Genomic DNA, 24735 nt, shown 5'->3' with positions numbered 1-24735 from the left:
GCCCGTCACCGTCCGGTCAACGCCGCCCAACTGCCCGCGGCGGCGTCCTTGGCACTGATGGCGGCGACCGCAAGCGGCCAGTCGATACCGAGATCGGGATCGTCATGGGCGACCGAGACATCCTCGGCGGGGTCGTGGGGCCGGTCGATGCGGTAGCAGAGGTCGGCCCACTCTGTCAGCGCTTGATGGCCATGCAGTATGCCGGCCGGTACGAATAGGTGCCCAAAGGTGGAATCGTCGAGAGTGAAGCTCTGCCAACGCCCAAAGGTCGGTGATCCGGGGCGCGCGTCGACCAGCACATCGAAGACGGAGCCGCGCGCACACCTGATGAGCTTGCTTTCGCCGCGCCCCGAACGGCCGTGCAGACCGCGCAATACGCCCTGGCGCGACCGCGATTGGGAGTCCTGCAGGAAGTCGGCGGCGCGCACCGCACCGTCCGCTGTGCGGTGGTACTCGTCGAATAGCGCGGAATCGAATGTCCGGGTGAAGAACCCACGGTCGTCATGGTGTGGTGTGGGTTCCATCAACAGCACGCCGTCGATTTCGGTGGTGTGGATGCGCACGACGCCATCCTGCCGTACCGCGGAACGATTGGGGCGCCAACGGTGATCACATGCCGGTATTGCCGTGGCCACAGGTTGTCTCGGGTGCTGGATCTGGGCGCCGTACCCGCGGCCGATCACTTCCCCACCGCTGGCGGCCCGCCCACCGCGGATGCGGTGCACCCCCTGGCGATGACGGTATGTGCGGACTGTGCGCTTGCGCAGCTCGAGGTCGACGACACCGAGACCGACGAGCCGCGCGCGGTGGAGCCGCAGGCCCTGCGCGACCAGGCCGCCGATGCGGTTGCCCGAGTGGAAGGTGCCGGGCTCCTCATCGGACGCACCGTGTACGAGTTCACCAGTCCGCACGGTGGCAGCTGGCTGAACCTCGTTGTTTCCAAGGGTTTTCAGAGTACTGAGCAGACCCTGGACGCTCCCGCGGACCTGGTACTGGACAGCTTCGGCATGATGCACGACCCTGATCAGGCCGAAGCGATCAGGACACGCGCCCGCCGCACCGCTGCCGACGGGGTACTACTTCTTCAATTCCACTCGATCGCAACGATCCTGGCGCTGGGCCAGTGGAACTCGCTGCGGCATGGGCATTTTGCCTACTATTCCCTGACGGCTTTGCGTCGAATGCTCGCCGATGTGGGTATGTCCGTGGTCGCGGTATGGGAGTTCGACCTCTACGGTGGCACCCTGCTTCTCGCCGCACGCCATGGTGATCACCCCGAGCCGCCGCCGGTGGAGCAGCTGATCGAACGTGAGAAGGCAAGCGGCGCCGTGGATGCCGAAGGATTCGTGCGGCTGCAGCATGCGGTGGACGAGCAGGTGCAGCGCCTCACCCAATGGCTGAGCGACAGGCGTTCATCCGGACAAACCGTGTACGCCTACGGCGCACCCTCGCGCGCAGTGGCACTGTTCGCCCGCGCGGGGCTGACGACGGAATCGGTGGTGGCCGTCGCCGATGCCTCTCCCGCCAAACAGGGCCGACGCATGCCCGGCACAGATATCCCTATCATCGCGCCTGCCGATCTCGTGACCGCCGACCCGGACCAGGTTCTGCTCACCCTGCCCGATCTGTACCCGGAGGTTCGTCAACGCTTTCCGGAGTTGGAAGGTCGTTGGATGACGGGGCTCTGCTAACGCAGGAGCGCGGTCGCGAGAGCTGGGCTGAACTCTCCACCGGGCGCATCGGGGGCGACGCCACAGGGGCCGTTGGAGGCGCCCGGCGCAAGAATCCACAGGTTCATATCCAGCCCGTCGGACTGGCCCAGTACGGTAGGCGGCATACCGAGCATGCGCCCCGAGGGGTTGCACCAGTCGAAGTTCCATGTCGGGCTGCCGTTCTGCGACGTATCGACGATGTAGCGAGGATCGGATACGCCGAACCACTGTTGCAATGACGCCCTGATGCGTTGGGCGTACGCGGTGATCTCGTAAGTCGGGGCGAACGACGACACGTTGACGGCGTATCCCACTCGATCGGACACACCCGCCATGGCAAGGAGCGCCGCCATCCGCTCGGGAGTCACCGAGCCGGACGAGGTTCCGGCCTCGAGGTAAACGCGGGCATTGACGTTCCGCGCCGAGAAGGTGTCCACCGCGTAGCGAATAGATCCGATGCGACCGTCGAAATCAGTGCCCTCCAAGGATTGCCGGTCGGCGAACCACAAGGCGTCGGGTTCGACGATCACCACCATCCGGGTGTCCCCCACCAGTGCTGACACCCGGTCGATCCACGCTCGGTACACGGCGGGGGTGACCACGTGGTTGGGCCCGGAGAAACCGTCGTCCCGGTCCGGAACGTTGTACAGCACCAACTGCGCGGTGCCGTCGGCGCGCCGCGCCCGCTGGACGATATCGGAGATATTGCGGCTGTCGTCCTCATCGCTACCGGTGGCCCACATCGCAATCGGGTACCGCGCGATCTGGTCCCGGATGGCTGCCGCGCGTGGGTCATCGGGGTGATCTCGCACCCACCACTCGACGACAAGGGCACCGGCTACCAGCGGCCCGGTGTCGAGCCGGTGCGATGCGGTCTCTGCGGCATGGAGGTGGACGAACTTGCTGGAGTCGCGTGCCAGCACCATCGCAGCTATCAACGCCAGCCCGGCGAGCGCTATCGCACCTACCACCGCCGGATGACGCTGTCTCACGGCTTGCGCACCGGTCACAGCGCGCAACGATACCCAGCCACTGAGCTCTACACTTGGCGCGTGCCCCACTCCGTCCCCACGCCGACGCCTGTGCGCGTGTTGGCGATAGGACCGGCCCCGGCAGGTCCCGAAAGCCGCGGCGGCATGGCAACCGTCATGTCGCATATGGCGGCGTTGACTGACTCGTCCGTGACAGTGCATGTGGTGCCCACCTATGTGGACGCCTCCCGGTGGCGCTGGTTGTGGGTCGGCGTCCGCGGAATGCTGGTGTCGTCGTGGTTGGTCCTCGCGGGACGGGTCGACGTCCTGCACGTCCATCTTGGTCACGGTGGGAGCGTGGCCCGCAAGGCGCTGCCCTTATGGGCTGCGCGCATCCGCGGGGTGCCCGCACTTATCCATGCCCACAGCTTCGATTTCGCCGGGTGGTACCGGGAACAGCGGCCCACAGTGCAGCGCGGTGTGCGGTGGGGATTGCGTGCCAACCGGTGGATCATCTTGGGGCGCAACCTCGCCGACGAGTACATCGTCTGTCTGCGACTCGACCCGAATCGGGTGGCGGTGCTGCAGAATCCGGTTCGCATCCCCGAGCGGACGGCTTCCTCTCATGGCGACACCCTTACGGTGATCAGCCTGGGCCGGCTCGGACGCCGCAAGGGCACATACGACATCATCCGGGCGGCATCCGCACTCACACCGGAGATTCGCACGATGCTGCATATCCACCTTGCCGGTGATGGCGAGGTGGAACAGGCACGCGCCGCCGTCGTTTCGGCCGACGTCGCCGATGTGATCACCGTGCACGGTTGGCTGGATGCGGCCGCAAGTTCCCAATTGCTCAGCGGTGCAGATATTTTCGTGCTCCCAAGCTACGCCGAGGGCCTTCCGATGGCACTACTGGAGGCCATGGCCTCGGCGGTCGCGGTGATCACCGCACCCGTCGGGTCCATCGCCGAGGTGGTGCGTGACGGCGAGAACGGTGTGTTGATCGCACCCGGCGATATCGACGCGCTGGTAGCGGCCCTTACCCGGCTGACCACCGATCACGACGAACGCCGCCGACTGGGGACCGCCGGACGGGAGACGGTGCGCGGCCTTGACATCGCCGAGTGGGAGGCACAGCTAGTGCGGACGTGGAAGTCGCTCGCAGATCGTTAGCAGCCGGCCGGCTGCGTGATCGGCGGTGAAGTTCTGCAGATAATGCTCGCGTGCCACCGCACCGAAGCTCGCCGCGGCGACGGGGTCGGCATGCCGATCGAAAGCCGCGGTCAGCCCAGCCACATCGTCGCGGCCCAAGGCGATCTCCCCGTGCGGCTGAAACTCCGGCAATGCCCCCTCGGTTGAGACGATGACGTTCACCCCGAGCTGCATCGACAATGTCTGTACGCCGCTCTGCGAGGCCTGCCGGTAATGCACGACTGAGGCCTTGGCGGTGGAAAGTGGTTGCAGCACGTCGTCATAGCTGTATGGCCCACGAATCCACCGCACCGACTCCGGCAGTGCACCCCTGAATTCGCCGCTACCGATGAGCACCAGATGGTCTCCGTGCCAGGCCGGACCCGCAACGTGCGCCTCCCACGCACGCAGGATGACGTCAACGTTCTTGTAGCCGTTGAGTCGCCCGACCAGGACGAAGTCACGACGACCGCTTGCGGGCACGAAGGGCGGCACCCGCTGCGGGTCGAGGTCACTCGTCAGCGGAACCACTCCGACCGGCGATAACGCGTGCGGGGCGATCTGTCGCGCGACGTAATCGCTGAACGCCACGCGTTGAACTGCGCCCGACTCCCATCGACGGAACGCGATGTCTTTCCACCGCGGCCGTTCTTCGGAGGCGTCGTGCGGTCGATCATCGTGGACGAGCAGCACGCGCGGACGGCCCGCCCCGAATGCCTGCCAACGCGGATCGCGGACCAGCTCGGTGATCACCACATCGGGCCGGAACGCACGGACTTTCGGTACAGCACGTGCCCATGACGCCCAACCGGCAGGATGTTTGAGCGAGGGCTCCAGGACCAGCTCATGGTCCCGTGCCGGACCAGACTCGGGGTGCTGGTCGGTGGTCACTAACAACACCGAAGCGCCTCGGCCCATCAATGCTTCGGTGTGCACGCGAGCAAGCGGACGCATCCAGGGTGACAACCAGAGAATTCTCATCGCAGACATCAGCCCTTGAGCACCGCGGTGAAGGCTTCCTCGTACGAGTCCGCCATCGTCTCGATCGTATAGAGATCACGCATCCGCTTAAACCCATTGCACCCCAAAGCCGTCAAGCGCTCAGGGGCGAACAGGGCATCCTTGAGCGCGTCGCGCCAGGACTGCACATCTATCGGATCCACCACGACACCGCTGCCGTCGTCGAGCATGTCCGGTACCGAGCAGACCGCCGACCCGATGACCGGTACGGCACGTGCCATCGCCTCGAGGATCACCAGCGGGAAGGCCTCGCTGCGGCTCGGCACACAGAGCACATCGCAGTCGGCCAGCGCATGATCCGGACCGGGCGACCAACCGCGCCAGTGCACCCGGTCACGCACCGAATCGGGCGTAAGAGCCTCCAGTCGTTGGCGGTCGGGCCCGTCTCCGAAGATGGAGAGCCGCCAGTCGTATTCGGCCAATCCGCTCAGCGCTTCCACCAGCAGATGTGGATTCTTGTGCTCGACAATGCGCGACAGCATCACGAAATGCAATGGGCCACTCTGATCACGGCGGCGCGGCACAGTCTCGGGTAGATCGCGTCGGCTCACCACCCCATTAGGGGCGGTGAAGAATCGTGTGCCGACGCGCTGATGCGCCGAAACCTCGTCCCAGTGGCGTCGCGATAGCGCAATAAAGCCGTCGGCCCGGCTCATCGCCGCCGCGAGCGGCGCCGAGTAGGTTCCCGTGTTCAGTTCGGGTGGGATATGTGCCGCCACCAGCCATCTGCGATGTCGTCCGGATGCGCGCCACAGTGTCCCGCAACCGGTCTCGGTGTTGGTGTCCCCCGACACGAGGATTGTGGGACCGTCGCCGATTTCGAATGTGGGGCACCACCAGGGCTGACGCACCACCCGCACCGTCGCGGGGATCTCGGCAACCAACGGGCCGAAACGCTGCATGCACGCGATGGTCACGGCATATCCGCGCCGATCCAATTCGGTTGCCAACAAGACGTGTTGGCGTTCGGCACCCCCGTACACCAGCCGGTTGGTGGTCAGGATTATCTGTGGGCGCCCGGTGCCCGGCCTGAGTCGCGTCTTGCGGACGCGGCGAGCCGAACGCTGCACGCGGTCCAGCGCGGATGTCCCGGCCAGATAGAGGTCGGCGGTGCGCGCACCTTTCGAATGTTCGAGGGTGAGGGCGATATTGGCTCTCAGTAGATCGTCGGAGCGGATAGCGCGCTGGTGATCTCCGGTGACAGTCCCCTTGGCACTGTGCGCGACACCGGGCTCGTCGATGAAAACCAGCCGCCGGCCCGCCGCCCGGGCACGCAGCTGCCAGTCGGCTTCCTCGCCGTACAGGAAGAACTCCTCGTCGAAACCACCGATCTCATTCCAGACCTGCCGGTTGATCAATAGGCAGGCGCCGGTGAGGTACCCGTCCACTTCGGTGGGCGCTGTCCGGTACAGCTCCGAGATCGCGCGGCCGCGTAGCGCAGGCGCGTAGCCCGCGTGCGACACCAGCGCCCGGAGCATATTCGGGGCGCGATGTCCGTTGTCCCAGGGGAGCTCGCCGGGATGCGGTGTGGCCGGGTCTATCTGTGGCGCCGCCGCGGCCACCATGGGATCGATAGCCATCTGGGCGCGTGTCCGCGTGAGTGGGCTCTTCACGATCGCATCGGGGTTCACGAGCAGCAGGTGCGCACCCGCCACGAGATCCGCCAATCTGTTGACGGCCGCGGCGAATCCGAGATTGTCCCCCGTACCGTGCCAGCTCACGTCAGGAAATGACGCTCGAACTGCGCCCATCCCCGGATAGTCCGGTCCCGAGTTGTCCCACACGTGTACCGGCAGATCGCCGAGGTGCTCGTGGCACGACCGCAGACAGTCGGCGAGCAGATCCGGACGTCCGTACGCGACGACGAACACCGCGATACCCCCATGTACCTCACCGCCCTGAGGTGACGGGAGATAGGCCCTGTTCAGCTCCTTGAGCCTATTGCTACCCACCAGAATCCTCCTTGCGGAGTACGTCCCGGACGTCCCGCAGATGCACCGGGCCCGCCCAAAGATTCACCCCCACATACACACCGGCAGCGATCGCCGCCGCCATCAACTGCGGCATCCACTGTTCGGCAAGAAGGAGCGCGCCGACAGCCGCCAATGTCGGTATGGCCAAGCGCAGGAGGAACATCCAGGGCGTGCGATAGGCGCTACAGGTGGTCAACTTGGTGGCGGCGATGGTCAAGCCCACCACCTCGCTGGCCACCAGCGCGATCGCCGCGCCCAGTGCGCCCAGGTGCGGGATCAGCAGTACGTTGAGAACGATATTGCCGACGAGATTGCACACATTGAGCCGCAACAGAAATACCTGGCGATGCGCGGCAAACAGAGCCTGGCTCACGATGCCGGTCAGGAAGGTGAGGCCAACCGCGACGAGCAGCAACGGCATCACCAGGTTCGACTTGTCCACGAACTCTTCGGAACCCAAAAGCGCGATGAGATCGCGGCCCACAAAGAAGCCGACCACGGAGATCGGTACTGCCACCGCGAGCATGAGCCCGACGGATCGCTGAATGAAGTAGCCGAACCGCGCTGAATCGGTGGCATAAAGCGTCGACATGGTGGACAGCGTCGCCCACAGGAAGAAGCTGCCCATGACCGACAAGGTGAATGCCGTCTGATACGCCAGCCCATAATGGCCGACCTCGACCGGTGTGCTCAGCAGACTCAGGATCACGCCGTCGATTCGCCAGTACAAAACACCGACTACCAGAACCGCTGTCTGCGGCAGGCTTTCGCGTACCAGGTCCCATGACTCGCGTGTGGACATCACGATGCGTAGCGGAATGATCCGATGTGCGGCAATACCTTGCACGAGAAGCAATACCGCCGGCGGTATGAGCTGCGCCACCGCGTACCAGACCGGTGTGGCATCGACCGTGACGAGAATCCACGTGAAGCCCAGAACCGCCACGCGCGACATGACGTCCGCGATCGCCACCGCCGGGAAGCGGACCGATTGGACGAACACAGGGCCAAGGCAGCTCGCCAAAGTGCTCAGCGTGAGGCTCCCGCTCATGATAAGCAACATCGAGTCGACTTCAGGCTGGTCGCGATAGACCAACAAACCCGACACCGCGGCGAGCACGGTGAGGGGCACGCAATAGGCAATGGAGAGACCAAGGTTGACCCCGACCAACCGTTCGAGACTGCCGCTGCCGCTGGAGACGCGTCTGACGATGACCGCGCCGATGCCGAGTTCGGTCAAACTCGTCCACAGCCCGATGAAGAAGAGCGCGGTATTGAGATGCCCGTAGGCCAGCGGACCGACAGCACGTGTGGTCAGCGCGATCGCCGCTATGGAAGCGACTACTCCCAGGACACGACCGCCTAGTTGCCAGGCCACGGCGTTGGCAATCCGTCGTCCGGATGCCGGTTGGGCACCCGCGGAACCGTCGGCACGCTCCGAGGTCATGTGCTACCTTGCGCCGATATGGGATGGGAATAATGCAACCGAGTCAACAACTGCACGCGTATGTGGCCTTGCCGCATGGCGTTTCGGCCTCGCAATGGGAGATCAGGAACCGCGCTGATGAGGTGCCGGATCGGGCACCCTACGGTCTGCATCGGTTGTCGCGCTACGGCGTGACACCCGCATTCAGCGAGTTTTCGTTCGGCCGCCGCGCTGCGCGAATCGCCGGTCACATTCGTTATCGCACGGGGGATCTCGAAATTCTGGAGACCGTTGCTGACAGAGCGGCTCGACGCGCGAGCGATATCGTGTTCTGCTACGACGAACGCACTGGAGTGCCGGCAGCGGTTGCGACGGCAATCCGGATGAGTCCGCCGGTGGTGACCGGAATCGGTTGGCTTACCGAGCCCGCCGAGTCTCCCCCGGTGCCGCGCGGACTCGCCCGCTACGCATTGGCCCGCAGCGCAGCGGTCTTTTCGCAGTCCCCTCCCCAGGTCGAACTGCTGTCGCGCGCCTGGGGTGTCGAGGACTCGCGGCTGCATTTCGCTCCGGTGGGAATCGATACCGATTTCTACCGGGTGCAGCCGTGGGCGAATGCTGGCACTCCGTTGGTGGTCAGCGCCGGCGAGGATGTCCACCGGGACCACGCGCTTCTCGTCCAGGCCGTTCTTACCGCCCGCGAACAATGCCACGGCCTCACACTCGAACTGGCTACTGCGCTGCCGGTCAGCTCGCCACCCGGTGTTGTCACCCTGCACACTGAACGGCTCTACGGACGAATGCGGGATCTGTATCGCCGATCCACGCTCGTGGCGATCGCGGTGCGCCCCAACGTAATTACCGGTTCGGGACTTACGGTCGCGCTGGAGGCAATGGCCAGTGGGCGCCCGGTGGTCATGACCGACAATCCGGGGATTGCGCACTACATCCGCCATGATGTCGACGGCGTGTTGGTTCCACCCGGCGACCCCGACGCCTTCGCCCGCGCGATCGCCGAGCTGGCGCGCGACCCCGATCGCGCCCGCGCCCTCGGACAGTCTGGGGCGCAGCGGGTGCGGGCGGAGTTCAGCTCCGAACGAATGGCTGAGCATTTCGCGAGCATTATGCATGGGGTTTAGCTGACTGTGCCGGCCCAACCTCGGCCTTACGTAACCGCGCCAGGGACGCCGGCCCCTGTATCAGGTACCGCCGGGCCATTCGCCGCGGTTCGCGACCCAATCGGTACGACCATTCCAGTCCGCTGCGTTGCATCCATTCCGGAGCGCGCGTTGCGGCACCGGCAAGGAAGTCGGCGGACGCACCGAAAGCCAGCAGCACCATGGCGCCGGTAGCGACCCCGTGGCGCGCAATCCATAACTCCTGTAATGGTTTTCCTAGGCCAACTACCAGAATATGGGCGCCGGCGGCGGCAATCTCGCGTGCGAGGGCATCGCTGCGGGTCGGGTCGGTGATATCGCTACGATCGGGCGCCCACAGACCGACGACCTGCAGGCCGGGATAGCGTTCGCCGAGAATCGTGCGCAGCTGGTCATGCACCTTCGGCAGTCCGCCCAAGAACCCGACCCGGCGACCGGTCCTGGTTGCCAGCTCGAGAACCTGCGGTAGCAGGTCCGCGCCGGTGATCCGTGGCCAGTTTTGCCGCGTCTTGAGCCGGGCACGCGCCGCGATCGGCGCCCCGTCGGCGAGCATCAACCAATCCAGCTGTGGCCCCAGCTCGGCGCAGTCCCGATACGCGCGCCCCTTGCCGAAATGGTGCAAATGGTCCAAGTTCACCGAGCCGATAACAAGCGGGCACTCATCGGCCGCTGCCGGGCGCCGCGCGACCGCATCGAGCACGTCCTGCACGCAGCAAAGGTCAACCACCACCTGGGAGATCGTCACCCGAACCGGCGGGCCCAGCGATTCTGTCGACACGGCGGTTAGCCTAGCCATCGTTCATTCTCTGGGGCGAGCAAGTGTGGGTTATGCTCGTGACCAATAAGGCTGGTTATGGGACGGCGCGCCTATCGCGAATAGTCCGGACGATAGCAAGAGTCGGAGCACCCGTGAACGTCAACGACCTGGTCAAGCGGATCTTGAACCGGCGGATTGCGCTTGTCCTCGTGGCCCTGATGGTGTGCAGCGCAGGCGCATACGGCTACACCAAGGGTGTCACCATCCGGGCATCTACGGCCTCTGCAGTGGTTGTCCCACCTCCCACTTTCTCCTCGACCGGTGACACGCTGGGCGCCAACCCGATGTTGAACTTGTCGCCGCAAATGGCGCAGCTCGTCGGCATCCTCGCCACCTCGATATCCAGCCAGCCCGCACAGACTTCGATTGCCGCGGCCGCGCCCGGTGTGGACTACACGGTCTCCAACAGCATTGACCTGGGACCCAACAATCAACAACCGTCCTCTCAGCTGTCGATTCTGGTGCTCTGCGGCGAGACTTCGGACTGCAAGGCAGGAGCGGCAGCAGTCCTTGACGTCGCACGCGACAACCTGGTGAAACTGCAGGTGGGGGCCTCGGTAGCACCCGAGAACTGGGCAACTCTCACTATCCTCCAGGAACCCACAGCCCCCGTCGTAATGTCCAACAGCGCGGTGAAATCCGCGGGTTCCATGGCCGTCGCGGCGCTGCTGGCCGCGACCATCCTGCTGCTGGCCTACGACGCACTCGCGATGCGGCGCCGCAAAGAAAGGCGCGCCGATCGACAGCCTGGGAACAAGGTCAAGGCTAAAACCGAGACTCCACGCGTAGCCAATGAGCCATCGGCGGCCGCCGAGGCCCCCACCGATCCGGTTGAGGCAGACGCGGGCGGCAATGGCCAGATCCTGGCAAAGAATTCGGCAACCAATGGACGCCAAGCCTCCGGTGCCGCGGACGCTCCCACCATCGTCGACGACGACCTGGACAATCTCGAGATCGACGACGAGGCGCTGGCCCAAGCGGTATTGAACTGGACCCCGCCCCGCCTGACCGATTTCCGTACCTGGCCTGGCGACAAGCCTGCTCCAGACCGGTAGTCGGGCACTGTGATGACCGACCGCGGTCTGGGTACCGTCAAGTTCGCCGCGCTCGCATGCATCGTGCTGTTGAGCACCCGGCAGGTCTACGCGGTGTATGCCCTGAAAGGGCTCAGCCCCGCTCAGGTCGCCTTGATCATCGTCGGTGTGCTGGGCGGATATTGGGTGCTGTCGGGGCACCGGCTCTCGCTCGGAGCGCGCGGAGTCACCCTCGTGATCCTCGCCTCTGTGCTGGCAACCGTGGTGTCCTTCAATGCCGTCACCACCCGTCTCCTGCCGCATATCGCCGTGGTGCAGGCCGGGCAGGGCATGTCCGCATACGCGGTGACGGTGGCCGCGCTCATCGGATTCGTCTTTCTGTTCGCCGCCCATCCCGAAAGCTCCGCGCGAATCATTGAGATCTTCTTGAAGGCGCTTCTCATTGGCGGTGCCATCACAGCGATCCTCGCCCTGGCGCAATTCGCCACCGGCGTCGACATCGCGGCGATGATCCGGATTCCCGGGCTCATGAAATTCGGCGATACGGGTGTCGCTCATGGGATTGTTCGTGAAGGCGTCGTCCGAGCACAGGGCGCCGCAGCGCATGCCCTGGAACTGAGCGCGGTATTGACCACGATCGCACCTATCGGCGTCGCGCTCGTGTACAACGCCAAGGCCTCGAATAGCGGGGCCGACGCGACTGCCAGAAAGATATGGCCATGGGCAGTGCTGACCGGCATTGTGATGGCGGGCTCGGTGGTGACTGTTTCTCGATCGGCGTTCGTGGGATTCGCGGCGGCAATCCTCGTGATGTCGTGGCGCTGGCCGGTGCGTCGGCTTGCCGGGTTGTTATGCGCCGCGCTCGGTGCTGCGGCAGTCGCCGCGGTGAGTGGACTGGGTGTTTTCGAGGCGATCATCAAAACCTTTATGGGTAGCTCGGACGACCCGTCGCTGCAATCCCGTGCGCGTGGAATCGACTACGTGATGTCGCATTGGACCGAGAACTTTTGGTTGGGGCAGGGATCATTCACCTATCCACTAGGACCGGAACAGCCGGTTCTCGACAACGAATACCTCAGCCGCCTCATCGAAGGCGGCATCGTGGGCCTGTTGACCTTGGTGGTCCTGATGATCACAGCGATCGTGTACGCGGGTAACGCGCGCAATCGCTGCGAGGATGCGGCCACCACGGAGCTGATCAATGGCGTGCTCGGCGGGCTCGTCGCGCTCACCGTCGTCAGTTCTGTGCTGGATGTCTCCGCTTTCCAACAGATTTCGATGATTCGGTGGCTCTTGATCGTGCTTGCGGGTGCGGCGTGGGCACTGGTCAGACGCGACCAGAACCCGTCACCTGCCGCAGCTCCGCTCCTTCGTGAGGAAGCGCGAACATGACACATCGGGGTTTTGAACAGTCGAATACCTGGCAGGCCCGGCTCCACGACGCGGTGCCCGGCGGGGCGCATACCTACGCGCGCGGCGCCGACCAGTACCCGCTAGGCATGGCGCCGGTGCTGACGCACGGGTCGGGCGCGCGGGTGTGGGATGTTGACGACAACTGCTATGTGGAATACGGCATGGGGCTGCGTGCGATTACCCTCGGCCATGCATACGGGCCCGTCGTCGAGGCCGTCCGCGACACGCTGGGCCGAGGGGTAAGTTTCAGTCGCCCAACGGTATTAGAAGCCGAAGCCGCCGAGGATTTCCTGCGGACCGTGCCGACCGCCGAGATGGTCAAGTTCGCCAAGAACGGATCGGATGTCACCACCGCCGCCATTCGCCTCGCCCGCGCCGTGACCGGACGCACGATGGTCGCGGCCTGTCGGCAGCCGTTCTTCTCCACCGACGACTGGTTCATCGGCACCACCGAGATGAACGCGGGTATCCCGAAAACCGCAACCGAGGACGTGGCCAGGTTCAACTACAACGATCTCCATTCTCTGACAACGCTTTTTGATCATTACCCCGGCGAAATCGCTTGTGTCATCATGGAGGTCGCCAGCGCGGCCGCCGAGCCCGAATCCGGATTCCTCGAATCCGTGAGGGCGCTGTGCACCCGTCATGGTGCGCTACTGGTTTTCGACGAGATCATCACCGGATTTCGGTGGTCCTGCGCGGGTGCCCAGGCCGTGTACGGGGTGACCCCGGATCTGTCGTGCTGGGGCAAGGCGATGGGCAATGGTTTCGCGATCGCCGCGCTTGCGGGCAAGCGGGACTACATGGAACGCGGCGGCCTGCGCACCGACGATCCGCGGACGTTTCTGCTGTCCACCACAAACGGGCCGGAAGCGGTGGGATTGGCGGCCTTCCGCGCAGTGGTGCAGGCCTATCGAGATGATGCCCCGGTACGGGCCATGGAGGCCTCGGGCCGGGATCTCGCCGACGGCATTGCCGCCATTACCGCGGAACTAGGCGTGGGCGAACATATCCAGACCATAGGCCGACCATCGTGTCTCACCTTTACCAGTCTCGGCCCAGACGGGCAGCCCTCGCAGGCCTACCGTGCACTGCTGCTGCAGGAACTGCTGCGTCGCGGTGTGCTGGGACAGTCTTTCGTGATCTCCGCGGCACACACGCCCACCGATATCGAATTGACCATCGACGCACTGCGAGGTGCCGCCGAGGTATACCGACGCGCCATCGACGCCGGAACCACCGACGGATTCCTCACGGGCCCTCCCGTCGCGCCGGCACTGCGCTCGTCGGCCGCGCCCCGACGCATCCCCTGACGCGGTCCACTTTCTGGGTTCACGCGTTTACCGCGCCACGTTCGCACTGTTGGCGTATTAGTAAATGTGGCCCGTATCGCGTTGAACTTAGCGTGCAACTACTACTACGCTGCGTCGTAGGAGGTGGCGATGAACGCCCTGGACGTATCTCGTTGGCAATTCGGGATCACCACCGTGTACCACTTCGTCCTGGTGCCGTTGACCATTGGGCTAGCACCTCTGCTGGCCATCATGCAGACGGCCTGGGTCATCACCGGAAACAACTCCTGGTACCGGCTCACCCGATTCTTCGGAAAGCTCTTTCTCATCAATTTCGCACTGGGCGTGGCCACCGGCATCGTGCAGGAATTCCAGTTCGGGATGAACTGGAGCGAATACTCCCGGTTCGTCGGCGACGTGTTCGGCGCTCCCCTGGCTCTCGAAGGGCTTGTAGCGTTCTTCCTGGAGTCAACCTTCCTGGGCCTGTGGATATTTGGGTGGACCCGTCTGCACAAGCTGGTGCACCTGGCGTGCATCTGGGTGGTCGCGATCGGTGTCAATGCCTCGGCCTTCTTCATCGTCGCCGCCAACTCGTTCATGCAGCACCCGGTCGGTGCCATCTACAACCCGGAAAACGGCCGCGCAGAGCTGACCAGCATCACCGAGCTCCTCACCAACAACACGGCATTGGCCGCCTTCCCGCACACCGTTGCCGGATCCTTGCTCACTGCAGGCACATTCGTTGCCGGTATCTGCGGCTGGTGGATGGTCCGCTCTCACAAACTTGGCACCCTCGAAGACGCGCGCACGATGTATCGCCCGGCCGCCATCGGCGCCTGCGCCGTGATGATCCTCGCCGGGGGCGCCCTGGCGGCGACTGGTGACGTTCAGGGCAAGCTGATGTTTCAGCAACAGCCGATGAAAATGGCGTCGGCCGAATCCCTGTGTCATACCGAGAAAGACCCCAAGTTCTCGGTGCTGACGGTGGGGACCCACAATGACTGCGGCAGCGTCACGCATGCGATTTCGGTGCCCTATGTGCTGCCCTTCCTGGCCGAGGGCAAGTTCACCGATGTCACCCTCAAGGGCGTCGAGGACCTCCAGAAGGAGTACGAGCAGAAGTTCGGTCCGCGTAACTACCGGCCCAACCTCTTCGTCACCTACTGGTCCTTTCGCGCCATGATCGGACTCGCCGCTGGATCTGCCCTGCTGGCGTTGGCGGGGCTGTGGGTGACACGGCGCGGACGAATTCCTTCTCGGCGCTGGTTCGCCTGGCTCTCAATCCTGGCCATCCCCACGCCCTTCCTGGCGAACAGCGCCGGGTGGGTGTTCACCGAGATGGGCCGACAACCCTGGGTGGTTGCCCCCAATCCCACAGGAGTGGAACAGATTCGGCTCTCCGTGGACATGGCGGTCTCGCACCACTCCGCCGCAACGGTATGGGTGTCGCTCATCACCTTCACGCTGCTGTACGGCGCGCTGGGCGTGGTGTGGTTCTGGCTCATCCGCCGCTACACCATCGAAGGGCCTCTCGAACACGACACCGAACCCGCACCAGTTCTCACCGATGAGGACAGCCCCAAGCCGCTGTCCTTCGCCTACTAATAGCCCTATCTATCAGCCTGCAAGGAGGTCCGAACATGAATCCGACGACATTGCAACAGCTCTGGTTCATCGTCGTAGCGGCGCTGTTCCTCGGCTTCCTCGTGCTCGAAGGCTTCGACTTCGGTGTCGGGATGCTGATGCATCCACTCGGCCGCGGCGACGACCGCAGGCGACGAGCGGTGCTCAACACCATCGGGCCCGTATGGGACGGCAACGAGGTCTGGCTCATCACCGCGGGCGGCGCCATGTTCGCGGCATTCCCCCACTGGTATGCCACGGTGTTTTCCGGCCTATACCTTCCGCTGCTACTGATCCTGGTCGCCATGATCCTGCGGATCGTGGCCATTGAGTGGCGCGGCAAGATCAACGACCCCCGCTGGCGTGCCCGCTGCGATCTGGGAATCGGCATCGGATCCTGGATTCCCGCGCTGCTGTGGGGTGTGGCGTTCTCGTCGCTCTTGGCCGGGCTCCCGGTCGATTCCGCCAAACAGCTCAGTCTGGGTATCGGGGATGTGCTGCGACCGTACGTACTTCTTGGCGGCGTGGTCTTCGTGGGACTCTTCGCATTCCACGGTGCACTGTTCATCGCTCTGAAGACCGCGGGAGTGGTCCGCGAGGACGCCGTCTCGATAGCGCACAAGCTGGCGATTCCGGTCATCATCGCTGCCGGCGGATACGGACTGTGGACGCAGCTTGCCTATGGCAAGGGATGGACCTGGATCGCGCTCGCGGTGGCCGCTTTGTCCTTGGTCGGTGCCGCCGCCGCGTCACGGATATCCCGTGACGGATGGGCATTTGCCTGCACCTGTCTGACGGTGGTCGCCGTGGTGGCCCTGCTGTTCGGCTCCCTGTATCCCAATCTGGTTGTGTCCAGCTTGAATCCGGCCTACAACTTGACGATTGTCAACGCCTCATCCAGTCCCTACACACTACGCATCATGAGCTGGGCCGCGGCGATTACCGCCCCGCTGGTGCTGCTCTACCAGGGCTGGACGTATTGGGTATTCCGGCAACGCATCTCGGCCGATCAGATCCCCGAACCCGTCGGGCTGCCCGTGCGATGACACGATCGCGCAGCGCCCCGGTCGATCCGCGGTTGTGGCGCCGCAGCGCACCCGCCCGTCGCTACTTGATGCTGACAGTGCTCTGCGAGTTGGTGATCACGGCGGCCACACTGCTTATCGCCATAGTGCTGGCGCATACACTCGCCCGGCTCATCACCGATCCGGCCGCACGCGACATTGTCCATATGGGACAGCCGCTGGCTGTTCTTGCCGCGCTCTGGATTGTTCGGGCGGGTGCCCAAGGTGTGCAGGTCCGCTTCAGTGAGCGCGGCGCGACAGGAGTCATCGCCGACCTCGACGACCAACTGTTGTCGACCATCGCGCAGGCACAGCCTCGCGACCTTGCACAGAGTCGGGAATCGGCCACGACGATATTGACCCGGGGACTGGACGACCTGCGCCCCTACTTCGCCGGGTATCTGCCCGCGGTGCTCAGTGCCGCGATCGTGACACCTACCGCGGCCTTGGTGATCGCGGTATCCGATATCCGATCGGCCGTGATCGTCGTGGCAACCCTGCCACTGATACCCATCTTCATGATCCTCATCGGTCTTCTCACCCGGGATCGCGCGGCGGCCGCATTGAATGCCTCGACCGTGGTCACCGGTCAGATTCTCGATTTGATCGCGGGTATTCCCACCCTCCGCGCGCTGGGACGTACCGCGACACCGCTTCGTCGGATAACCGAACTCGGGACCGCCCAGCGGCGTTCGGTCATGGCCACGCTGCGGGTCGCGTTCCTGTCGGCCATGGTGCTGGAAATGATCGCAACGCTCAGTGTCGCGCTCATCGCGGTGAGTATCGGTATGCGGCTGGTGTTCGGGCACCTCGATCTCATCACCGCACTGACGGTCCTGATTCTGGCCCCTGAGGTCTATTGGCCGTTGCGTCGCGTCGGGATTCAGTTCCACAGCGCCGCCGATGGAAAAGCGGCTGCGGACAAGGCCTTCGAACTCCTCGACGCCATCAGCGCTCAAGCAGCCCCCACCGCCGTCGGTGGGACGCTACCTCCGCCCCGACAGCCGACGATCCAGCTGGACGCGATCAGCGTGCCGGATCGAAGCGGTTACGCACCATGGGAATTGACGGCGACAATCCGGCCCGGCGCAGTCACCGTGCTCACCGGCCACAACGGTGCAGGGAAGTCGACGGCACTGCACGCGATAACCGGCCTCACCACGCCAACGGAAGGCCTGGTTCTCGTGGACGGGGTGGGTCTGGACCAGATCCACCGCGACAGTTGGTGGTCAATGATCGGATGGCTGCCCCAACGACCTGTATTGGTGCCGGGCACCATCCGCGAGAACCTCGAAATGTTCGGGCCGCTGGACGATCTCGAAGCGGCGCTGGCCGAGAGCCAGTTCGATAGTACGGTGTCGACGTTGCAGGACGGGTTGGATACCCGCCTCGGTGCCGGTGGCGCCGGGCTTTCACTGGGTGAAAGGCAGCGACTGTGCCTGGCACGTGTGCTCGCTACCAATCGCCCGATCTTGCTTCTCGACGAGCCCACGGCACACCTCGATGGCGATACCGAGGCCGCCGCGCTGGCCGCACTGGTCACGCGGGCCCGTCGTGGCGCCACGGTGGTGCTGGTGGGGCACCGTGCCCCGGTACTGGCTGCCGCCGACGCGATATTCACCGTTGAGGCCAGACATGCTGCGCACTTCTGACCCGCTGCAGCACTGGCTGATCGCGCTTCGTGTGCGGCCGGCACGGCTGGCTTTGGCCGTGGCGTGTGGAGTGCTGGCATTGGGAAGTGCACTGGCGTTGGCCGGTCTGTCGGCGTGGCTCATCACCCGGGCCTGGCAGATGCCACCGGTTCTCGATCTGTCCGTTGCCGTGGTTGCCGTACGCGCACTGGGTATTTCGCGCGGCATCTGGCGGTACTGCGAACGGCTCGCCAGTCACGAAATCGCACTACGCGGGGCTGCCGCCGTCCGTGCGCAGGTGTACGCACGTCTGGTCGGCGGCTCGGTCGGAGCGCTCCGCAGGGGCGCGGTGCTGGATCGCATCGGAACAGACATTGACGAGCTCGCCGAGACCGTCGTACGCAGCGTCATTCCCGCTGCGGTCGCCGCGGTGCTCGGGGTCGCGGCCACGGTGACCATCGCGCTGATATCGCTACCTGCCGCAGCCATGCTGGCGTGTGCGTTGCTGGTTGCCGATGTGCTGGCGCCCGTGTTGGCGGCCCGCGCATCCAGGTCGCGGGAGACGCACGGCGCGCAGGCGCGCGCCCTGCAAGCGGAAACGGCCGTTGAGATCCTCGACCACGCTCCGGAGCTCCGGGTGGGAGGCTGTCTACCGCATCAGCTCGAGATGGCGCGGCGACGACGCCGTGACTGGGCGCTGGCTCAGGACGCTGCCGCCGGTCCCGCCGCATGGGCGGCCGCGGCCCCCACCTTGGCGGTAGGAGCCGCGGTGGTCGGCGCCTTGGCAGCCGCTGTCGAGCTCGCCGGACATATCGCACCCACGACCCTTGCCGTCCTGGTGTTGTTGCCGCTTGCCGCCTTCGAGGCCTCCACAGCTCTGCCCGCTGCGGCCATCGGCATCGCCCGCTCACGGGCATCGGCGCGGCACTTGGAGCAGCTTGCGGGCGGAGGTGTCGAAGTTCCCGCTCCGGCCGACGTGATGCCGAACGGCGAGGTTTCCGCCGTGACGCTCGAATGTTCCGAACTGTATTGGCGGACCGGCCGTTCGATATCGGGTCCGCTGTCGTTCCGGCTGCCGGCGGGTGCACGGATGGCCATTACCGGTGCCAGTGGTATAGGCAAGACATCACTGCTGATGGCGCTCGCCGGGCTCGCACCACCGGTCGCCGGCAGCATCCGACTCGACGATGACGCACCCGCCGAGAACCAGACCGCCGAGATGACTTCACCCATCAGGTTTTTCGCCGAGGACGCACACCTATTCGCCACCACGGTGCGCGACAACCTTCTTGTCGCGCGGGGTGACGCCACCGATGGCAAACTGGCCGACGCGTTATCGGAAGTCGGTCTCGGTCCTTGGATCGAATCGCTACCGCAGGGGCTGGACACGGTGTTGACCGCGGGTGCGGCCTCGGTATCGGGCGGCCAGCGCCGACGGCTCCTGCTTGCGCGAGCGCTGCTGTCCGAGGTACCCGTGTTACTGCTCGACGAGCCGACCGAACACCTCGATGGCCACGCTGCGGAGACGATCCTTCGGGAATTGTTGGACAGCAACAGTCCACTGTTGGCTGGGCGAACTGTTCTGGTGGCGACCCACCATCTGCCGGAATCGGTGAACTGCCTTCGCGTCCAACTCGGCGATACAGTGCAGGTATGACGGAAACACCCCCGCCGTACCAACCGCCCGGCGGGTACCCGGCCTACCCCGCTTACCCATACCCGTACGGCGCTCCCGGCGCCCCACTTCCTCCGCCGGTCCGAAAGAACGGCGTCGGCGTGGGCGCGCTTATCGTCGGAATCATTGCGATTCTGTTGTCGTGCACAGTCTTTGGTGGATTTATCGGCGGCATCGTGGCGATCATCCTCGGTGTCGTGGGCTTGCGCAGGGCCAAGCGAGCCGAGGCCGACAATCGTGGCGTGGCGATCTCGGGCATCGCGCTCGGCGGCTTGGCCGTGCTGCTGTCCACGCTCATTCTCGTGTTCATGCTGGTTTTCATGAAGTCAGCCGGTTTGACCGATTTCATCACCTGCATGTCCGATGTCAAGGGTGATCAAGCCAAGGCCACCCAATGCCAGAACGATTTCGAGAAGCGGATGAACGAGAAGGCCGGTAACCCCGCGCCCTGATCCCTACCGAGTGGGCGGGTCGGCGGGCAACACGTGCTCACCGGTCCGGTCGGTTGCCAGGCTGAGCGATGAGATGTACTGCTTCTCACCGTCGGGACCGGGCTTGGCCGAGGCGATCATGTCGGGACGCTCGAACTCGATTCCACTGACCGCGCACCGAAGCAACTCATCCGACGGGTTTCCGTACTCGTCGTACATGGGCAGATCGATACCGTCATCGGTGCGGCGCAGGTAGTACTTGCCACGAGTGGCCACGGCCAGGATCGGCGGCATCACAAACGCAATGGCGACGGCCACGATCGGCGAGTAGGGGCGGAGAGCCTCCCCGAACACTCCGAAGAACACCAGGATCGAGATGCCCGCCGAAAGCAGCATCGAGACGAATCCGACCGGGTTGACGTTGTAGAGCATGCCGCGGCGGAATTCGGGTTCCATGGGCGACAGTTTGAGCAGGTACTTGTTGACCGCGATATCGGTCGCCACCGTCACCACCCATGCCATACCGCAGTTGGCGTAGAACCCCAGGATCGTGTTCAGGAAGTCGAACATGTTGGCTTCCATGAGCACAAGCGCGATCAGCAGATTGAACAGCACGAAGATCAAACGGCCCGGGTAGTGCGTGGTGATGCGGGTGAAGGAGTTGGTCCACGCCAACGAGCCCGAGTAGGCATTGGTGACGTTGATCTTGATTTGGCTGATCACCACCAGGATCACGGCCAAGGTGATGGCCAGCCAATGCGGCATCATGTTCTGGTAGATCTCCAGGAACTGGTGCACCGGTTGGTTGGCCACCGCGGCACCGTCTGCCACATTGGCGATGAGATACACCGCCAGGAAGAGCCCGATAACCTGTTTGATGGCTCCGAACAGCACCCAGCCGGGCCCCGCCAGCAGCATCGCGGTCCACCAGCGGCGGCTGTTCTCGGGGGTCTTGGGCGGCATGAACCGCAGGTAGTCGATCTGCTCGGCGATCTGTGCGATCAACGACAGACACACACCCGCGGCGAGCATGATCGACCCGAGGTTTACGCCCTGCGCGTCCTTGCCTCCGTAGGCAAAGAAGGTTCCTATTGAATCGGGATGGCGCACAACCAGATAGACGAACGGGATGACCATCATGACGAGCCACAACGGGGTGGTCCACACCTGGAGCACCGATAACGCCTTCATCCCGTAGATGACCAACGGAATGATGATGATGGTGGATGCCGCATATCCGATGGGTACGGGTACGCCGAGCCCGAGTTTAAGTCCCTGGGCCATGATTGAGCCCTCGAGCGCAAAGAATATGAACGTGAACGTCGCGTAGATGATGTTCGTGACGATGCTGCCGTAATACCCGAATCCACTACCGCGCGTGATCAAGTCCAGATCGATGTTGTAGCGGGCCGCGTAGTAGGACAACGGGATTCCGGTGAGGATAATGATGACTGCGAAAACCGCTATACCCCAGAGCGCATTTCCGGTGCCGTAGGAGATACCGATATTCGCTCCGATTGCGAAGTCCGCGAGGTAGGCGATACCGCCCAGTGCAGTCACACCGACGACAGCGGGACTCCACCGCCGAAAACGCCTGGGGGCGAATCGGAGGGTGTAGTCCTCCAGCGTCTCCCGCAGTGCCGCGCTCTCCGTGGCATCGTGTGCGGATGGGTCGACGGGAACGCGCGCGGCAGCAGTTGTGTCGAGGGTGTCGGTCACGCCCACAGACTGGCGAGCGCCCAATTCGTGCGCGTTTTCCCGACGTTAATGTCCTGTTACGCAGCTGCTCCAGTAGGTAGTTTGGGGCGCAGCCGGGGTGTGAATTCCAGGCTTAGCAACGCGACCGCGACCAGCGGCACGGCCGACATCTGCACGAGAACATAGCGCCTATCGCTCAGCGCGTGGAATTTGCGTAGATACCGGTACAAAGACTCCAGAGCAATCAGCGGATCGAGCGTGTGAATCGCCGAGTAGCAGATCTCCTGCACCAGGGTGCGATCCTTCTCGGCGAAGATCTCCGGGAACGCCGCGAACGCCAGTGACAGCCGGCGGGCCCCCTCGGTCTTCGCCAGCGTGATCATGTCAATCGCCAGTCGCTCGTCGATCCCGTTGGGTGCACCGGGGCGCCGCCAGGGAACGTCGAGAGAGATATCGGTCCCCCGCCCGGTGCTGGCGTATCGGTGAAATCCTTGAACCACACCGGATTTGTCTCGGGCGATGATCAGCCGGATACCGGGGTAGCGGCCGAGTAGCGCGCCGTCGAGAATCATCGAGAACCCGCGTTCGAATCGACCTCCGTGCGAAAGTTCCATCACCTGTTGGAGTTCGGCACGCAACGCATCGTCTAGACCTCGTTCGTCGACGACCTCGGTGGTGACCCCCGAGTTGTGGGTGCGTTGCATCCCCTGGCGCAGGTTCCGGTATTTGCGGCCCACCAGGTCGAAGGTTTGTACGTCGACGATGACGTCGCGGCCCACCGCGATCGCGTGCAGCGGGTGACCGATGACGCGGGGGTCACTCCAGAGCAGCAGACGGCGTTCACTGCAGCCCAGGATCGCGATGCGCCAACCATGGGAACGGCACATGGCTGCGAAGCCCCGGACCAGGGATGGGAAACGGGTTTCGTCACCGATCGGGTCTCCCCCGACCACGGCGAAACCCGCCCGAGTGCGATACGCGATTGCCGCCGTCCGGTCGGCATTGAAGTAATAGGACTTCAGTGAGTGCATGGCGAAGGCCGCCAGCGGATCGTCGCTGGTCTTGCCCACTAGGGCACCGACTTCAGCCAGCGCCTCGGGCTGCGCCGGCGACGACTTCGGCCACATCAGGATGAGCCCGGCAGCCACCACCAGCACGTCGCTGATGTGCTCGAACTGCAGCACACCGACACCCAACGCCACCACGATGGCGACCCCTGCCCACGCCGAGTGACCGTATGTCACCGGCCGACCCAGGAAGATGCCGCGGGCAATGAACCCTACGGATAGCAGAACAGTGAGCGGCCAAAGGATTTCATCGAAATCCGGTCGTAGCGGGTAACCGGAGTGGGCGACCAACAGCACCACCCACCCTGCCGCCAGCAATACGGCGGCAGCGGTCATGAAACGCGCGAGTCGCGAATCGCTATGGACCACAACGCGTTCGGCAATGCGTACATGAGCGGTAGCCGCTGACGGCTCCAGCATTCAGCCACCTCCACAGTCGCCGAAACGTTTCCTCGATCTCTACTGCAGGATACTCCCGCAGCTACCAGCGGTCGGCAGGACCGCTCTTCCCGATGGCAAACCAAAGAATAGGGCCGAAGATCGGGAAGACCAACACGATGACGGCCCACGGCAGCTTCTCGCCGTTCGGCTTCACTGGGTCCTGAATGATGGAAATGATGGTGATCACGGTAAGAACCACCACCAGCAGAGAAAGAATACGAATCATGACCGCCCCGGGAAGTATTTGACAATGCCTTCCTGGATAGTACTTGCCAGCAACGTTCCTTCGCGGTCAAAAAAGCGTCCGGCCCCCGTGCCGCGCCCCGCGGACGCAACCGGCGACTCGGTGGCATAGAGCACCCAGTCATCGAACCGCAGCGGACGGTGGAACCAGACGCTGTGGTTGATGGTGGCGGCGAAAATCCGGTCGTAACCCCAGGACAGCCCGTGGGTGGTGATGATCGAATCCAGCACTGTGGTGTCCGATGAGTAAACCAGTGCCGCACTGTGCAGCACCGGGTCATCGGGCAGCGGCCCGTGGCTCTTCATCCACACCCGATTATGTTCCAGCCGTTGAGATTTCGCCTTGAGAACCCATGCCGGGTCGTTGTCGTAACGCCATTCGATGGGCTTGAGGGCGGCCACGAACATCGGCACGGTCTCCTCGTAGCCGACTAGATGCTCATCGATGGTCGGCAGTGTTTCCGGATCGGCCACCGCCGGCGGCCGCACTGCATGTTCGAGACCTGGGGAGTCCTTCAGGTACGACACCAGCGCCGAGGACAGCAGCAGGTCGCCCTGGACCGCGTCGACCCGGCGATTGGCGAAGCTGCGCTCATCCCGCAATCGCAGTACCCGAAATTCGATGTCCTGCTCGGGGTTGCCGCCGTTAATGAAATGGGTCGAGACGGCCGCGAGCGAGAGCTTCTCAGACACGGTACGGCCGGAGGCCACCACGGACTGCGCCATCAGCTGACCGCCGAATGTGCGGGGCGGGTTAACCGTGGGATGGCCGCCGATGAACAGGTCGGTCTCGGGATTCTTCAGCTCCAGCAGCGCGAGTAGCTGTGCAAAATCAGGTGCGTTGCTGATGCTGGAT

General features: G+C 64.2%; 21 protein-coding genes. 11 read left to right on the top strand and 10 right to left on the bottom strand.

Annotated elements, in window-relative coordinates; translation table 11 throughout:
- Positions 1-5: 5 nt before the first annotated feature.
- Positions 6-563 (bottom strand): dTDP-4-dehydrorhamnose 3,5-epimerase family protein, encoded by a 558-nt coding sequence (locus AB0H22_RS21165; RefSeq protein ID WP_180750007.1) that lies wholly within the window; start codon positions 561-563, stop codon positions 6-8.
- Here AB0H22_RS21165 and AB0H22_RS21160 point away from each other — a divergent pair.
- Positions 552-1691, top strand: a complete 1140-nt coding sequence (locus AB0H22_RS21160) for a methyltransferase domain-containing protein (RefSeq protein ID WP_358148729.1) — start codon at positions 552-554, stop codon at positions 1689-1691. The two genes, AB0H22_RS21165 and AB0H22_RS21160, sit on opposite strands and share 12 nt — an antisense overlap.
- On the opposite strand, the gene AB0H22_RS21155 is transcribed toward AB0H22_RS21160, so the two are convergent.
- Positions 1688-2722, bottom strand: a complete 1035-nt coding sequence (locus tag AB0H22_RS21155; protein WP_180750005.1) for a glycoside hydrolase family 6 protein — start codon at positions 2720-2722, stop codon at positions 1688-1690. The genes AB0H22_RS21160 and AB0H22_RS21155 overlap by 4 nt on opposite strands.
- A gap of 42 nt (positions 2723-2764) precedes the next feature.
- Between AB0H22_RS21155 and AB0H22_RS21150 the strand changes: the two genes are divergently transcribed.
- Positions 2765-3859 carry a glycosyltransferase family 4 protein gene (locus AB0H22_RS21150; protein ID WP_358148726.1) on the top strand — a complete coding sequence of 365 codons (1095 nt, stop codon included), beginning with the start codon at positions 2765-2767 and terminating at the stop codon, positions 3857-3859.
- On the opposite strand, the gene AB0H22_RS21145 is transcribed toward AB0H22_RS21150, so the two are convergent.
- From AB0H22_RS21145 to AB0H22_RS21135, 3 genes are read right to left on the bottom strand one after another with little or no spacing between them, the layout of a single operon-like run.
- Positions 3824-4867 (bottom strand): glycosyltransferase family 4 protein, encoded by a 1044-nt coding sequence (locus AB0H22_RS21145; protein WP_358148724.1) that lies wholly within the window; start codon positions 4865-4867, stop codon positions 3824-3826. The two genes, AB0H22_RS21150 and AB0H22_RS21145, sit on opposite strands and share 36 nt — an antisense overlap.
- Entirely contained in the window at positions 4867-6849 is a 1983-nt protein-coding gene (locus tag AB0H22_RS21140; protein WP_358148722.1) for a glycosyltransferase, read from the bottom strand. The genes AB0H22_RS21145 and AB0H22_RS21140 overlap by 1 nt, the downstream gene beginning before the upstream one ends.
- Complete coding sequence (locus AB0H22_RS21135; protein ID WP_180750002.1) at positions 6842-8317, bottom strand: flippase; 1476 nt, start codon at positions 8315-8317, stop codon at positions 6842-6844. Before AB0H22_RS21135 ends, AB0H22_RS21140 begins: the two co-directional genes overlap by 8 nt.
- Positions 8318-8349: 32 nt before the next feature.
- On the opposite strand from AB0H22_RS21135, the gene AB0H22_RS21130 reads away from it, so the two are divergent.
- Positions 8350-9432 (top strand): glycosyltransferase family 4 protein, encoded by a 1083-nt coding sequence (locus AB0H22_RS21130; protein WP_358148720.1) that lies wholly within the window; start codon positions 8350-8352, stop codon positions 9430-9432.
- On the opposite strand, the gene AB0H22_RS21125 is transcribed toward AB0H22_RS21130, so the two are convergent.
- Positions 9416-10228 (bottom strand): WecB/TagA/CpsF family glycosyltransferase, encoded by an 813-nt coding sequence (locus AB0H22_RS21125; RefSeq protein ID WP_358148718.1) that lies wholly within the window; start codon positions 10226-10228, stop codon positions 9416-9418. The two genes, AB0H22_RS21130 and AB0H22_RS21125, sit on opposite strands and share 17 nt — an antisense overlap.
- A 131-nt stretch (positions 10229-10359) precedes the next feature.
- Between AB0H22_RS21125 and AB0H22_RS21120 the strand changes: the two genes are divergently transcribed.
- From AB0H22_RS21120 to AB0H22_RS21085, 8 genes are all read left to right on the top strand, one after another.
- Positions 10360-11322, top strand: coding sequence for a hypothetical protein (locus tag AB0H22_RS21120; RefSeq protein WP_358148716.1), 963 nt, complete (start codon positions 10360-10362; stop codon positions 11320-11322).
- Positions 11323-11334: 12 nt separating this feature from the next.
- Complete coding sequence (locus tag AB0H22_RS21115) at positions 11335-12693, top strand: O-antigen ligase family protein (protein WP_358148714.1); 1359 nt, start codon at positions 11335-11337, stop codon at positions 12691-12693.
- Positions 12690-14027, top strand: coding sequence for a glutamate-1-semialdehyde 2,1-aminomutase (locus tag AB0H22_RS21110; protein WP_358148711.1), 1338 nt, complete (start codon positions 12690-12692; stop codon positions 14025-14027). The genes AB0H22_RS21115 and AB0H22_RS21110 overlap by 4 nt, the downstream gene beginning before the upstream one ends.
- Positions 14028-14156: 129 nt before the next feature.
- Positions 14157-15611, top strand: coding sequence for a cytochrome ubiquinol oxidase subunit I (locus AB0H22_RS21105; RefSeq protein WP_358148709.1), 1455 nt, complete (start codon positions 14157-14159; stop codon positions 15609-15611).
- 35 nt (positions 15612-15646) lie between these two features.
- Entirely contained in the window at positions 15647-16675 is a 1029-nt protein-coding gene (gene cydB / locus AB0H22_RS21100; protein WP_358148707.1) for a cytochrome d ubiquinol oxidase subunit II, read from the top strand.
- The gene (cydD, locus tag AB0H22_RS21095) at positions 16672-18345 is read left to right on the top strand and encodes a thiol reductant ABC exporter subunit CydD (protein WP_358148705.1); all 1674 of its coding nucleotides are present in this window, start codon (positions 16672-16674) and stop codon (positions 18343-18345) included. The genes cydB and cydD overlap by 4 nt, the downstream gene beginning before the upstream one ends.
- Positions 18329-19981 (top strand): thiol reductant ABC exporter subunit CydC, encoded by a 1653-nt coding sequence (gene cydC, locus AB0H22_RS21090; protein ID WP_358148703.1) that lies wholly within the window; start codon positions 18329-18331, stop codon positions 19979-19981. The genes cydD and cydC overlap by 17 nt, the downstream gene beginning before the upstream one ends.
- On the top strand, positions 19978-20451 hold the full coding sequence (locus AB0H22_RS21085) for a DUF4190 domain-containing protein (RefSeq protein WP_358148701.1): 474 nt from the start codon (positions 19978-19980) through the stop codon (positions 20449-20451). Before cydC ends, AB0H22_RS21085 begins: the two co-directional genes overlap by 4 nt.
- A 3-nt stretch (positions 20452-20454) precedes the next feature.
- Here AB0H22_RS21085 and AB0H22_RS21080 read toward each other — a convergent pair whose 3' ends face one another.
- From AB0H22_RS21080 to AB0H22_RS21065, 4 genes are all read right to left on the bottom strand, one after another.
- Positions 20455-22149: a hypothetical protein gene (locus AB0H22_RS21080; RefSeq protein ID WP_358148698.1), complete on the bottom strand. Its 1695-nt coding sequence runs from the start codon at positions 22147-22149 to the stop codon at positions 20455-20457.
- A 56-nt stretch (positions 22150-22205) separates the two neighbouring features.
- Positions 22206-23615, bottom strand: a complete 1410-nt coding sequence (locus tag AB0H22_RS21075) for a phosphatidylglycerol lysyltransferase domain-containing protein (RefSeq protein ID WP_358148696.1) — start codon at positions 23613-23615, stop codon at positions 22206-22208.
- 61 nt (positions 23616-23676) lie between these two features.
- On the bottom strand, positions 23677-23862 hold the full coding sequence (locus tag AB0H22_RS21070; RefSeq protein WP_180749989.1) for a PLD nuclease N-terminal domain-containing protein: 186 nt from the start codon (positions 23860-23862) through the stop codon (positions 23677-23679).
- Entirely contained in the window at positions 23859-24728 is an 870-nt protein-coding gene (locus AB0H22_RS21065) for an acyl-CoA thioesterase II (RefSeq protein ID WP_180750350.1), read from the bottom strand. Before AB0H22_RS21065 ends, AB0H22_RS21070 begins: the two co-directional genes overlap by 4 nt.
- Between the last annotated feature and the right edge of the window lie 7 nt (positions 24729-24735).

Origin of the sequence: Mycobacterium sp. NPDC050853 (assembly GCF_040653875.1) — a bacterium.
Classification (GTDB): Bacteria; Actinomycetota; Actinomycetes; order Mycobacteriales; family Mycobacteriaceae; genus Mycobacterium.
This window is presented reverse-complemented; position numbering and strand designations above follow the sequence as displayed.

Coding starts and splice junctions, on each gene's coding strand:
- AB0H22_RS21145 (WP_358148724.1), bottom strand. CDS start 4,867: ATGTCTGCGATGAGAATTCTCTGGTTGTCACCCTGGATGCGTCCGCTT.
- AB0H22_RS21085 (WP_358148701.1), top strand. CDS start 19,978: ATGACGGAAACACCCCCGCCGTACCAACCGCCCGGCGGGTACCCGGCC.
- AB0H22_RS21130 (WP_358148720.1), top strand. CDS start 8,350: ATGCAACCGAGTCAACAACTGCACGCGTATGTGGCCTTGCCGCATGGC.
- cydC (WP_358148703.1), top strand. CDS start 18,329: ATGCTGCGCACTTCTGACCCGCTGCAGCACTGGCTGATCGCGCTTCGT.
- cydD (WP_358148705.1), top strand. CDS start 16,672: ATGACACGATCGCGCAGCGCCCCGGTCGATCCGCGGTTGTGGCGCCGC.
- AB0H22_RS21105 (WP_358148709.1), top strand. CDS start 14,157: ATGAACGCCCTGGACGTATCTCGTTGGCAATTCGGGATCACCACCGTG.
- AB0H22_RS21135 (WP_180750002.1), bottom strand. CDS start 8,317: ATGACCTCGGAGCGTGCCGACGGTTCCGCGGGTGCCCAACCGGCATCC.
- AB0H22_RS21110 (WP_358148711.1), top strand. CDS start 12,690: ATGACACATCGGGGTTTTGAACAGTCGAATACCTGGCAGGCCCGGCTC.
- AB0H22_RS21115 (WP_358148714.1), top strand. CDS start 11,335: ATGACCGACCGCGGTCTGGGTACCGTCAAGTTCGCCGCGCTCGCATGC.
- AB0H22_RS21070 (WP_180749989.1), bottom strand. CDS start 23,862: ATGATTCGTATTCTTTCTCTGCTGGTGGTGGTTCTTACCGTGATCACC.
- AB0H22_RS21075 (WP_358148696.1), bottom strand. CDS start 23,615: ATGCTGGAGCCGTCAGCGGCTACCGCTCATGTACGCATTGCCGAACGC.
- cydB (WP_358148707.1), top strand. CDS start 15,647: ATGAATCCGACGACATTGCAACAGCTCTGGTTCATCGTCGTAGCGGCG.